This window comes from Pseudoalteromonas piscicida, from assembly GCF_002208135.1.
GTDB lineage: Bacteria > Pseudomonadota > Gammaproteobacteria > Enterobacterales > Alteromonadaceae > Pseudoalteromonas > Pseudoalteromonas piscicida_A.
Map to the genome: position 1 here is coordinate 1,382,679 of NZ_CP021646.1, position 13,169 is coordinate 1,395,847.

6 protein-coding genes and 1 pseudogene are annotated in these 13,169 nt (G+C 43.0%); 5 read left to right on the top strand and 2 right to left on the bottom strand.

Annotated features, from left to right (window positions below):
• Window positions 1–236: 236 nt before the first annotated feature.
• The 3 genes from B1L02_RS06605 to B1L02_RS06615 all read left to right on the top strand — a co-directional run bounded on the left by B1L02_RS06605 (window position 237) and on the right by B1L02_RS06615 (window position 4,683).
• A complete protein-coding gene (locus B1L02_RS06605) occupies window positions 237–1,058 on the top strand; it encodes a glucosaminidase domain-containing protein (protein WP_088530390.1) in 822 nt (273 codons plus the stop codon).
• On the top strand, window positions 1,048–1,698 hold the full coding sequence (locus B1L02_RS06610) for a DUF2987 domain-containing protein (protein WP_088530391.1): 651 nt from the start codon (window positions 1,048–1,050) through the stop codon (window positions 1,696–1,698). Before B1L02_RS06605 ends, B1L02_RS06610 begins: the two co-directional genes overlap by 11 nt.
• Window positions 1,699–2,016: 318 nt before the next feature.
• Window positions 2,017–4,683, top strand: a complete 2,667-nt coding sequence (locus B1L02_RS06615) for a TonB-dependent receptor plug domain-containing protein (protein ID WP_088530392.1) — start codon at window positions 2,017–2,019, stop codon at window positions 4,681–4,683.
• A gap of 336 nt (window positions 4,684–5,019) precedes the next feature.
• On the opposite strand, the gene B1L02_RS06620 is transcribed toward B1L02_RS06615, so the two are convergent.
• Entirely contained in the window at window positions 5,020–6,354 is a 1,335-nt protein-coding gene (locus tag B1L02_RS06620) for a dicarboxylate/amino acid:cation symporter (RefSeq protein ID WP_088530393.1), read from the bottom strand.
• A 171-nt stretch (window positions 6,355–6,525) separates the two neighbouring features.
• Here B1L02_RS06620 and B1L02_RS06625 point away from each other — a divergent pair, with 171 nt between their 5' ends.
• Together B1L02_RS06625 and topA are read left to right on the top strand one after the other, a co-directional pair.
• Window positions 6,526–9,519, top strand: a complete 2,994-nt coding sequence (locus tag B1L02_RS06625) for a hypothetical protein (protein WP_088530394.1) — start codon at window positions 6,526–6,528, stop codon at window positions 9,517–9,519.
• Window positions 9,520–9,770: 251 nt separating this feature from the next.
• Window positions 9,771–12,415, top strand: a pseudogene (gene topA, locus B1L02_RS06630) (type I DNA topoisomerase).
• Window positions 12,416–12,763: 348 nt separating this feature from the next.
• On the opposite strand, the gene B1L02_RS06635 reads toward topA, so the two are convergent.
• Window positions 12,764–13,006, bottom strand: coding sequence for a hypothetical protein (locus B1L02_RS06635; protein ID WP_088530395.1), 243 nt, complete (start codon window positions 13,004–13,006; stop codon window positions 12,764–12,766).
• Window positions 13,007–13,169: the final 163 nt, after the last annotated feature.

Sequence of the window (13,169 nt, forward strand, 5' to 3'; positions counted from 1 at the left end):
TATATCTTAAACTCGTCTAAACTATGTACGATAACTGAACGAAAATTCGCGTTTAATTACGGCTTTTGATATTATCAGCCGCTATTTTTGAATACTGTTATTTTGGCGCAATTTATCAACGCCCTATCAAACTATAGTAACAGAATAAAACTGTTATTGAGCGGGCTTGAGAAAAGTTCTTAGAGACTTAGGGAAAGAGACTCCGTTTCCAGAACAACGCCACTGCGAGGAGAAGTATGCAAGCTAAACTGATTAAACTCATTGTTGCCCTAGTGACCATTTGGGCGTTAATTTATCCTTTTATCCAAGATAAAAGTCCTCAAGATTCTACCTTAGATCAAGAGGATACGGGCGCAGAGGTTGTACCTAAAGTGCCTGAAAAGCCACTCCATAGCGTAAAGTTACCAAATTTTTCAGCCATTCGTGACATTAAGGAAAAGAAAACGGCGTTTTTCGACTTTATTAAACCGCACGTAGAAGCCGAAAATAAACAGATCTTAGAGCAACGGGCAACGCTTGAAATCGCCCTGATGATGCTGCAATCCGGCGCGCCGTTAACACGCAAACAAATAGAAAAGGTCGCGACAATTTTCACAAAGTATGATTTAAAAGGCGAAGCCATTAATGAATCTTCGCTCAAAAGAGCATTGCGCCGAGTAGATATTATCCCTAAAGAACTGGCACTGATGCAAGCAGCCAATGAGTCAGCTTGGGGCACGTCACGATTTGCACGGATTGGGTTAAACTTTTTTGGTCAATGGTGTTACACCAAAGGCTGCGGTATGGTGCCGAAGCGGCGAGAAGATGCGGCCGATCATGAAGTGAGAGCATTTCAGTCGGTAAGAGCTGCGGTCAAGTCTTACTTTAGAAATATCAACACCAATAATGCTTACAGAGATTTGCGTTCGGTACGAGCAGAGCTGCGAGCTAAAAAAGCACCGATTGACGCAACAGTATTAACGAGCGGTCTGTTAAGTTACTCAGAGAGAGGGGAAGACTACGTGAATGAACTTAACGACATGATAAGACATAACCGAGCGTATTTTGATGAAGAATAAGATTGTGCTAGTCCTGACGATGGTACTTTGGAGCGCGATAGCCTCTGCTAAAACGGTCACCTTTGCATACGATAGCTTTTACGACAGATTAAAAGTGGTCAATAAAGGCGAGTTTGAGTTTGCACGTGTGGGTTTTTACCTTGTCGATACAGTGAGTATGCAAGCGTGTAAAATCACGACGGGTAATATTGTGACCGAGGAAGCGAGCTTTCCCTTGTCGTACACTGATGAAGCGCAACTCCTGCTACCATTTGACAAAGAATTGGACAAAGACAAAGCAAAAGTAGTGATTGAAACGAAGGGCGCAAACTCGGACTGCCAGCTAAAAATGCAGATTGAAGCTGAGTTATTTAATACAACATCGTTGAGTAAATCTGATCTTTATAAAATGCAAATGGAGTTTGAAGAACTACTGGCTGATCTATCGGGCTTCTTTATTAAAAACTTGCTGTCATTTTTGCTGCCTGAGCAACAGGGAGTCATTGTGACCTTTGGCAGAAGTCAAAACGTCATCGACGCTACAATGCAGTGTGAATCGCAAGTCTGTCAAATCACCGTTCCAAAAGCGTGGTCAAATGACAATACGCATTTTGCAGATTCTGCGGATGTAAAGTCAGTGCAACCTTGGTTGGCGTTATAAGTTAATTAGTTATAACACAAGGATTGACGTCTTTAAACTTTAGTCTAAGTTAATCAATCAGGCTTGGTACAGTTTTTAGGCGTCTTATCAATTTTTTGAAGCTATTCGTAAAACGCTTCTCCTGCCTGTAATCCCACTTTACACAATAATTGATACTGACAAACAACAATATCCATTCGTCGTGAATTTCTGCCATTAGACCCCCAAAATGGAAACTTAATGTTAAATAAATGCATTGTTAAAGTTTCTATGGTGTGCTAATAATGGCTGGATTATTAAAAAAACTACAGTGTAATTATCAACTTAAGGGGAAACAGGATGACCTATAAATTACCACTCAGTGCGCTCTCTATCGCCGTTTTAATCGGCATGAATCAACAAGTTAAGGCTGAAGAAACGAAGCAAGTTGAACGTATTGAAGTAACAGGATCTCACATTAAAAGAACAGACCTAGAAGGTCCGTCACCAATCCAAAGTTTATCAGCTGCTGATCTAGCCTCAACGGGATCAACTGACCTTATTGGTGCGTTGCAAAAGTTACCTGTATCGGGTACTGGTACTTTTAGCACACAAGGTAACTCCAGCGATGACACAGCAAATGGTGGCTCTAGTGTCGCTCTAAGAGGATTAGGGGCATCATCGACGCTTGTACTAATCAATGGCCGTCGCGTTGCGGTGAGCCCGTTTGCAAAAGATATCGAAACATCATTTGTTGACTTAAATACCATTCCTGTTTCATCGGTTAAGCGTATCGATATTCTAAAAGATGGCGCCTCCGCAACTTATGGTTCTGACGCGGTAGCTGGTGTTATTAACATCATTCTTCGTGATGATATCGACGGTTTTGAAGTTGCAGGTAAAATCTCTGACACCGCAGATGGTGGTGCCGAAGAGCAAAACTTTACCCTTCTTTGGGGTTCGTCAACACAAAATGGCCACCATAATTTCTCACTCGATTATTTCAAACGTGGTCACTTAACGTATGCAGATCGTGACTATACGGCATCTGCTGATCAGCGTTTTCGTGGTGGTAATAACTCATTAAGTTCTGCTGGTGTTCCTGGTAGTGTTGAAGTAATGAGAAGCATGTTAACAGACGAGCAGTGGGCGAGATTACCTGTTGTTCGTGTTGAAGACGATGGCACTCAGGTAAGACAGACTATCTTTACGGACGTATGGGGTAATGATAAATGCGATCCTGCTTTAGATATTGGTGATATTTGTCGCTACGACTACGCGCCACACATGACCGCAATTCCATCGACAGAGCGTATTAGCTTTAACTATAACGGTGTACAAGAAATCACCGACGGTATTGAAGGTTTTGCAGAAATTTCGGCACAGCACTCTACAACTTTCATTCAAGGTGCAGGTAGTCCAAGCTTTACAGAACTATTTATGGATGGTGATAACCCAAACCATCCACTATTTAACGATCCAGACCATTTCTTGCATGGTGTAGATATTTCAATGCGTCGTCGTACGGTTGATATCGGTAACCGTAAAAAAGATGTCGATTCTGAATACTACCGCGCAGTCCTTGGTGCTCGTGGTGAGTGGAATGCGTGGTCTTGGGAAGTCGCCTACTCAGCCATTCGTTCAAGTGCGGTCGAAAAAGGCTTTGATGGTTTCCCTAACAAGCTAAGAGCGCAGCAAGCGATTGACGAGGGTCTTTGGAACCCATTTGAACCAAGTACCAATACAGAAGCAGGCCTGGCGTTTTTTGAGACCACGACTACACGTTATGGTGCATCAACCATGCAATCATTAGATGGTACCATTTCAGGTGAACTGTTTGAATTAGGTGCAGGATACGTTGCTGCAGCGTTTGGTTTTGAACATCGCTACGAGAAAATCGAAGATAATCCAGATAGCCAATATATCAGAGGTGAAATCTTTGGTACAGAAGCAACGCAAGCAAATGGTGACCGCGATAATACCGCGATATTCGCAGAATTTAGCGTGCCAGTGCTAGATACGCTAGAGCTGCAATTAGCATTGCGTTATGAAGATTATAGCGACTTTGGGACAACAACCGATCCAAAAGTAGCATTCCGTTGGTCACCGCTTGATAGCCTTGTGGTTCGTGGTTCTTGGGGTACCGCATTTAGAGCGCCGTCTCTTGTGCAGCTACATCTAGGTAGAACAGACGAATCACCAAGTGTGATAGACCGCGAGCGTTGTCGCCAAACTGGCGCTGATGATGATTGCAGCCCGTATGAATACACTGCGATTGTGTCCGGTAACAAAAATCTACAACCAGAAGAGTCAGAAAACTACAACTTAGGTGTTGTGTGGCAAGCGACCGATGACTTTAGTATCGGTGTGGATTACTGGAACTATGATCAGGAAGATCTCATTAAGAAAATTGGTGCACAAAAGTTAGTTGATTGTTGTGGTACCGATCCTAATTTGGTGGTGCGTGCGCCTAATCAAGGTAGCACACTTGGTCGTATTCTGACTATTAACGACACCTTTGTTAACATTGGTGGTCGCGAAACAGACGGTTTCGATGTCAACTTAGCCTACGCGTTAACTACTCGTGAATTGGGTGAATTTAAGTTCAATTACAATCTAACTTACGCACTTAACTTTGAAGAGCAATCGTTTGAAAGTGACGATCAAGGTAACACATTCAATGTTGCAGAAGATCTCAATGGAGAATACCAGCATCCACAGTTCCGCTGGACGGCGGGTATGGACTGGGCTAAAAACGATTGGCTTGCAAATATCAGCGTAAACTATGTCGATTCTTACAAAGATCTTGCTGACAGTGACGGTAACAAGTATGAAATCGATTCTTGGACTACGGTTGATACAAGCGTCAGTTATATTGGAGTAGAGAAGCTGACAGTAACACTGGGGGCGTCTAACTTGTTTAATGAGGAAGCGCCGCTTGCCCCTTCAGAATCTATGGGTATTGATAACAAAACACACAGTATCCTTGGTCGCCAAGCATACGTGAAGTTTGCATACCAATTCTAATACGTTAACTAAGATAAAAGCCGCGCTTGATAGCGCGGTTTTTTTATCCACAACAATGTACTTGTTGAACTGGATTCAGCTTGAGCAAATGTCTAGATAAGTTGCTTAGCTTTGAGATGAGAAAGACTTACCGATAACTACACGTCCAAATCCTGCTATTGTTAACGTACTCATATGCATAGGCACGGAGAATCTTCTGTTTAATCTTACTCTATACTCAGGAAAAAGTGCCAATGAAGAAAAGGGTATGGATAACAGATATGTCGCTAGGAGAGTATTGAGTTGGTTTATTAAGGAGAATAACGCAGCTATCATAACTAGCTGCGTTATTGATAATTACGCTTTTGCTTTAGATGTGGTTTCTTCTAGTTCTTTTGCAGCATCAGGGTCGTTGAAAACATCAATATCAAATTCGTTTTCAGACTTAGCGACAGCACAAGTCACCATACAGTCACCAGTGACGTTAACGGCTGTTCTTGTCATATCGAGCAGTCTGTCCACCCCGATGATAAGCGCGATACCTTCAACAGGCAATCCAACTTGGTTAAGTACCATTGCAAGCATGATCAAACCAACACCAGGTACGCCTGCTGTACCAACTGAGGCAAGAGTAGCAGTCAAGATAACCATGAGATAGTCATTGATGGTGAGGTCTACACCAAATACCTGAGCGATGAAGACCGTTGCAACACCTTGCATGATAGCTGTGCCATCCATATTTATGGTTGCACCCAGAGGGATCGTGAAAGAAGCAACTGAGTTATGTGCACCTAGCTTCTTAGTCGCAGTCTCTAGTGTGACAGGCATCGTCGCACTTGAGCTTGAGGTACTAAAAGCAAACATACACGCGTCCTTCATCTTCTTCAGGAAGATGATTGGGCTCAAACCCGTTAACAGCTTAAATAAGATTGAATAGTTAATGAATGCATGAATTAGCAGCGCTGCTAGTACTACCATAAAATATTTGCCGAGCTCGGCAATCAACCCCATGTCGATGGTTGTAAACAACTTAGCCATCAAACAAAATACGCCATATGGGGCAACATTCATCAATAATGTCACTAGCTTAAGCACCACTGTATTTAAATCTTCAAATACGGCTGCTAGGCGAGCACCGGCATCTCCGCTTAGTGCCATAGCAATACCAAATAGCAGCGCAAAGACGATGATTTGAAGCATGTTACCGTTGGCCATGGCGTCAATTGGGTTGGTCGGGAACATGTTGATGATGACTTGCACAAGTGTTGGCGCTTGCTTTGCGTCAAATGACGCGCTGCTTGGAATTTCAACGCCACCGCCCGGTGCAATGAGTAGTGCGAGCGTGATTGCTACCGTGATTGCGATTGCTGTTGTAATGAGATACAAGCCGATAGATTTTCCACCCAAGCGGCCCAATTTTTTCGGATCACTGAGGCTACATGTGCCACATACAAGGGAAATAAACACCAAAGGGACAACAAGCATTTTTAAGCTTGCAATGAAGATTTGCCCACCTATGTGGAATAAACCGTCAACGAAAAAACCTTTAATAGGAAGGTCAAAGAGACCTAAAGGAATCAGTATTTCTTTGTTTTTACCTAGGATGGCTTGAAGAGTGAGACCTAATGTAACACCCAACACCATGCCTATCATAATGCGCGCCGTTAGGCCCATTTTTTGATTTTCTGACATTGTCCTAACACTATGTATCTTAAAATCCGTAAAGCTTAACAGGCTTAGCGCAGATGAACAGCATTTCACGACAGAAAATCTACCTAATCTAATAAAAAATTGTGATTTTATCGCTAAAATTGAGTTACTATTGAGCAATAATAAAATTAACTTAGCTAGGGAGAAAGGTGAATGCCCTTGATGCGCTACTTTAGCATGCTGATGCTAGCATTCTTACTGACCGCCTGCGGTGGCGGCGGCAGTATCCAAAAAGACACAGATAATGGTAATGGTGATGATGGTAGCGATGGCACTTATGCCATTACGCTTTCTGGAGCGGATACTAGTGGTAATTTGACGAATACACTTTCATCTTCATCTCCTCTAGTAATCACTGCCACGTTGACAAAAGATGGTAGCCCTTTGGCAAATAGTCGAGTCGTTTTTGAGAGCGATGAATTTGCAACGATGGAGCCCAGCTCGGGGTCTGTTCTCACAAATGCTGAGGGTAAAGCGTCAATTACCTTAAAAGTAACGGCTACTGTAGGCGCTGGACGTATTACAGCGTCTTACACTCAAGGTGGCAATAGTGCAACGAGATCTTTTGATTTTACCTCTCAAGGTGGTGGTGATGACGGTAATGTCACTGCGTCAGCAAAACTTGAGGTTATGCTGTTAAGTAAATGTCCTGTAGGCTGGGATGATAATCGAGATCAGGCAATGATAGACCCGATCGCTGCTGGTTGTACCCGCGTCAATCAAGTATCATCAAACGAGACGGCTGACATATTCATCAAAATGACATCTAGCCAAACTGGTGATGCTATTGCCAACGCGTTAATTAGCGCTGAAACTACGTTAGGCACTATTTTACCATCGACAGGCACCGCGTTAACGGATTCTTTTGGTATTGCAATCCTAAAGTTTCAGCCTGGTAACCAAGGCGGCGCAGGTACTATTACCGTAAACTCTCCAGATTATGTTGACGTCACTCAGGCTATCAATTTTAATGTTGGTGTTGCTCAGTTGAATGTTACGATTGACAATGGTTTGGTTGATAGTAATGGCGTCCAACAAAAGCTTTCCGCAGGCGGAAGCACGGTTATTACCGTGACGTTAAAGGATCAGAATGGGGCATTAATCAATAGCGCTGTTGAAGTTGCATTTAGCTCTGCTTGTTCCGCAGCGACCCCTGCGCTTGCAGAATTAGATGAAACGGTAAATACCTCAAATGGTATCGCCCGTTCTACATACCGTGCTAAAGGTTGCCAAGGCGAAGATAGAATTTCTGTTACTATCCAAAACGGCAGCTCTCCAATAAATCAAGAAACGATTATTGAAGTGGATAGCGCGCTTGCACAAGCGGTACAGTTTTTACCTGAAGAAGATGGGTTTAATCAGTTTATTGCTTTACCTCCTGGTGAAGGCGGTTTACCAACCCAATCTGTTGTGAGCTTTAAACTGGTAGATGAAGATAACCTTGCAATTCCACGAGCGCGAGTCGACTTTAGATTGTCAGATGAGCAAGGCCTAGCCTCACTTACGCAAATTACCGGAAACACCAATGCAAATGGTATTATAAGAACAACGGTTAAGTCTGGTATTGTGCCAGGACCGCTCGTTGTCAGTGCGTGTTATATCCCAGAAGAATCTTACGTGAATTTGCCTGAAGGTGATGCGATTACCTGTTGGACGGATATTGCAAAAGCGTGTAATGATGCAGATGCATCAAACGACGATGCCCGCTGCCCTACAGGCGTAATGCATACTATTCCGTTAAGTGAGCAGATATTTGGTGTATCGTCAGGATTAATATTAAGCTCAGGTGTCACCGATCAGGATACCTTTGACGCTTCCCCCGTTACATTCAATACCAACTCGCTTAATTATAATGGGGTCACAACAAATATTACCTTGTTCTTTGGTGATCAATTCAATCAGTTTAATGCTGATGGCGTTGCTGCAACTGTGATTGCTGAAGCCGGTGCTATTGGTAGTACTGAGTCTGAGGACACTTACGATTGTAGAACGAATAATGCTGCTTGTACTGTGGTGTGGCGTAGCCAAGGAGATAGACCTTTCTATGAATATCGTTGGGGTAACCGCATTGGTGATATAGACGGTAATGTGAATACCTTTGAAGCGGTAGCACCTAGACTAGCAGCTACATTATCAAGTACTCAAAAGCAAAGCTCAGCTAATTGGAACTGTGACCCATATTTTGGTAATGCTGCACCATGTATTAATGGCATGCTAAGACAAAAAGACGCTTCGTCGAACGATGGCGCTACAACTGCACTTAGACGAATTGTTATGGGTGGGCGTGTAAGTGTGTTGGCTTTTGTTAAAGGCCAAGAAAATTTCAGAGATGAGCAATCGAGCGGTGGAGTAGAGCGCCGTAATGGTCGGTTCGACATTGGCGAATATCGTCAAGAGTTTGACCTTACAGAAGCATTCCTAGATACCAATGAAAATGGTCGTTTTGATAAAGAGAATTGTGATTCTGCCGCAAACACAGGACCTTGTTCTCCAACGGGAACTGTAAATGGCGGTCATGACGACTGGTGGGTGGATAGCAATAATAATGGTCGCTTTGATTTTGATAACGATGGCAACAATATTTATGAAGGGGACGGCAAATATAATGGTTTGCTTTGTTCAGAAGCCGCCGAAGCCGCAGGAGAATGTACTAAAGAGCTAGTTAATGTATACAGACAATTTGAATTGATAATGTCTGGCGATAATGCTTTTGTGCGGTTTACAGTGCCGGCATCGCTTGCTGGTTCTAATGCGTGTCCAAGTGGAAATGGCTTAGTGCTTGAACCATCTGGAGTAGATGGTGTGTGCGACCTCGCCAGTGTAGATTTCACGGCGGCAGGCAGCCCGTCAGCTGTTCCTATTACAATTTATTTCACTGATGAGTTTGGTAATCCGCTTCCAGCAGGTACAGAAGTCGAGATTTCAACAAATAACGGTGAGCTAACCAGTGGAAGTGTGTCTGGCATCTTAGGGAACTATACAAGTGATAAGCCAAACTTCTTCAACGTTACTTTGGCGAGGGAAGCTGAGCCAAACAACAAACTTTCTGGCGTATTAGGGATCAAATTTACTTTCCCAGCTTTGGGAGATGATGACGACGAACGAAAGACACAATCAATCGGAATAAGCGTTACAGACGCTGGATAATTCAACAAATGCCAACTTTCGGGTTGGCATTTTTGTTTCTATTCCTTTATATTCCCGTGCCTTAACCTTATATATATGAATGCGTCCCTAAATTGGCTGAATATTGTACATAAATTGGATAATAATTCGGTGATCAGGGAAAAGTTAGTATTTTTAGCTTGTAACAATAGGTGTTTGTAGATATACCTATAAGTAATTTAACGCCCAAGTAAGGGCAAACATCAGACAGAATCGGTCAAAAATAGGCAGCTATGGGCAAATCGCTAGTAATTGTAGAGTCTCCCGCGAAGGCAAAAACAATCAATAAATACCTCGGCAAGGATTACATTGTTAAATCCAGTGTAGGCCATGTTCGAGATCTTCCTACCTCAGGGGCAGGTAAAACGAAAGGCTTGGCAACTAAGTCGCCAGCTGAAGTGCGTAAGATGTCACCTGAAGAAAAAGCGCAATATAAAAAGCAAAAAGATTATGCAAATTTAGTTGCGAGGATGGGGATAGATCCTGAGAAGGGTTGGGAACCACATTACGAAATTTTGCCAGGTAAAGAAAAAGTAGTTCAAGAACTACAGAAGCTCGCTGAAGATGCTGACCATATCTATCTTGCAACCGATTTGGATAGAGAAGGGGAAGCCATTGCTTGGCACCTTGAACAGATTATCGGTGGCGATGAGAGCAAATATAAGCGTGTGGTCTTTAACGAGATCACCAAAAACGCGATAACCCAAGCGTTTGAAGCGCCTGGCGACCTTAACACCGACATGGTATATGCGCAGCAGGCAAGACGATTCCTTGACCGTGTTGTTGGCTTTATGGTGTCCCCGCTGCTTTGGCAAAAAGTAGCAAGAGGGTTATCGGCAGGTCGCGTACAATCTGTTGCTGTGAGATTACTTGTTGAGCGAGAGCGTGAGATTAAAGCGTTTATTCCAGAAGAGTTTTGGGATATTCACGCCGATGTTAAAGCAACAAAAGATGATATTCGCCTGGCGGTTACTAAGTTTAAAGGCGAAGCATTTAAGCCAGTAAATAAAGCGCAGGCTGATACTGCCGTACAAGTGCTTGAAAACAGTGCTTACGAAGTAGTCAAAGTTGAAGAAAAGCCAAGTAAGAGTAAGCCAAGCGCGCCATTTATTACCTCGACAATGCAGCAAGCGGCAAGTACTCGTTTAGGCTATGGCGTAAAGAAAACCATGATGTTAGCGCAGCGTCTATACGAAGCGGGTTACATCACCTATATGCGTACGGACTCGACGAATTTATCAAACGATGCGTTAGAAATGTGTCGTGGCTATATCGATAGTGAATTTGGTAGTAAGTATTTACCAGAAGCACCGCTGCGTTATTCCGCAAAAGGCAACGCACAAGAAGCGCACGAGGCAATTCGTCCTTCTGATGTGACGATCTTATCAGGTCATTTAGACGGCGTAGAGGCAGATGCTAAGAAGCTCTATGAGCTTATTTGGCGTCAGTTTGTGGCGTGTCAGATGATGCCAGCAGAGTATGACCTAACAACGCTGACCGTCGCCGCGGAAGATTACACGTTAAAAGCGAAAGGGCGCGTGCTACGTTTTGATGGTTGGACACGTGTACAACCAGCCGTTCGTAAGAAGAATGAAGAAGATCAGGCGCTTCCAAGTGTTTCAGTTGGCGACAAGCTTGATCTTATTGCGATTGATCCTAAGCAGCACTTTACTAAACCACCAGCACGTTTCAGCGAAGCAAGCTTAGTTAAGGAATTAGAAAAGCGTGGTATTGGTCGTCCATCTACCTATGCAGCTATCATTTCGACAATTCAGGACCGTGGTTATGTCCGAGTTGAAAACCGCCGTTTTTACGCTGAAAAAATGGGCGAGATCGTTACTGACAGACTCGTTGAGAATTTTAACGATTTAATGGACTTTGACTTTACCGCCAAAATGGAAGGTCGCCTTGATGATATCGCTGAGGGCGAACGTTTATGGACGCAGGTACTTGATAAGTTTTACGCCGACTTTTCTAACCAGCTTGAAATTGCAGCGGGCGATGAAAGTGAAGGCGGTATGCGACAAAATGTGATGGTCGAAACAGACATAGATTGTCCCACATGTTCACGCAAGATGGGTATTCGTACCGCTTCTACTGGAGTATTCCTTGGCTGTACAGGCTATAACTTGCCACCAAAAGAACGTTGTACCACCACAATTAATCTAGTGTCTGGTGATGAAGCGGTTGCCGCGGATGCGGATGAAGAGGCGGAAGCTGAGTCCCTGCGTCATATGAAACGTTGTCCAATTTGCGAAACGGCAATGGACTCATACCTTATCGATGAAACGAAAAAGCTCCATGTATGTGGTAATAACCCGCGTGTAAGGGCTATGTCATTGAGACGGGTGCATTTAAGATCAAAGGCTACGATGGACCACTGATTGAGTGTGACAAGTGTGGCTCGGATATGCAGCTTAAATCTGGCCGTTTTGGTAAGTATTTTGGTTGTACAAATGAAGACTGTAAAAATACACGTAAGCTATTGAAAAACGGTGAAGCTGCACCACCGAAAGAAGATCCAGTTCCGCTACCAGAACTAGAATGTGAAAAATCGGATGCCCATTTTGTGCTTCGCGATGGTGCTTCAGGTATTTTCCTAGCGGCACACACCTTCCCGAAGTCACGTGAAACGCGGGCTCCGAAAGTATCAGAGCTTAAGCGCTTCAGAGATCGAATTTCACCTAAATTCTATTATCTGGCTGACGCGCCTGAGCAAGATTCGGATGGTAATCCCGCGATTGTTCGCTACTCTAGAAAAACCAAGACGCAATATGTGATGACGGAAGTAGATGGTAAAGCGACGGGTTGGAAAGCGACGTATAGCAATGGTAAATGGGTAGAAGAAGAGAAAGCTACCAAGAAAAAGAAAGCTTAACTATTAATTAAACAACTACAGGGTCTTCGGATATTGTCGCTGTTTTGTTTAAAGGGTTATTGAAAACAAAAGGCCGCTCAACGTATTGAGCGGCCTTTTTCATTATGAATACCATCACAGAATCAAGCGAACTGGTATGGTACCAATTGCTTTAATTCTCCAAGCAATTTGAAGGGTGAAATACCATATTAGCGTCGTTAAAAATTTCTTATTTATAGCAATTAAATAGCAAAATTTTTGCCTTGCCTATATGGATATAGGTACCTTGGCGATAGCTGGACGCGAAAGCGGAGCTACTAAAGCTATTTCTCCGCTTCAAAATAGCTCATTTACTTAATATAAATGATACTATTTAATGTTTACGTCTTTGACTTTTTGATAGCCAGTAGCTTCTAGCTCGTCGTTAACGCAATTTAAAACATATTTTTTTATTTCAGATGCTTGTATATCATCATCTTTTGCCCAATCAAGGCACATTTGAGTTAACTCTTGAACCAAATCTGCAGGCGCGACTGGTAACTCTTCATCGGCTTGTACTTGTACACAAGCAAAAAGAGATAGAGCGATTAATGATGAAACTAAGGTTTTCATTCGTGTTACCTGTTAGTTGAAAGAACAAGCATGTTTTAAAGCAAAATTTAAAATAAGGAAAACGAATTAATTTTCTCTTAAAGAGCAGAAAATTGATTCAAATTTACGTCAATAAATAGTGAGAAATGTAAGCGTTGATGCTACATTTATAGGTTCAGCCAAA

Bases quoted from the DNA above. Each gene is read 5' to 3' on its own strand.
- B1L02_RS06610 (WP_088530391.1), top strand. From the start codon at position 1,048: ATGAAGAATAAGATTGTGCTAGTCCTGACGATGGTACTTTGGAGCGCG.
- B1L02_RS06635 (WP_088530395.1), bottom strand. From the start codon at position 13,006: ATGAAAACCTTAGTTTCATCATTAATCGCTCTATCTCTTTTTGCTTGT.
- B1L02_RS06605 (WP_088530390.1), top strand. From the start codon at position 237: ATGCAAGCTAAACTGATTAAACTCATTGTTGCCCTAGTGACCATTTGG.
- B1L02_RS06620 (WP_088530393.1), bottom strand. From the start codon at position 6,354: ATGTCAGAAAATCAAAAAATGGGCCTAACGGCGCGCATTATGATAGGC.
- B1L02_RS06625 (WP_088530394.1), top strand. From the start codon at position 6,526: ATGCCCTTGATGCGCTACTTTAGCATGCTGATGCTAGCATTCTTACTG.
- B1L02_RS06615 (WP_088530392.1), top strand. From the start codon at position 2,017: ATGACCTATAAATTACCACTCAGTGCGCTCTCTATCGCCGTTTTAATC.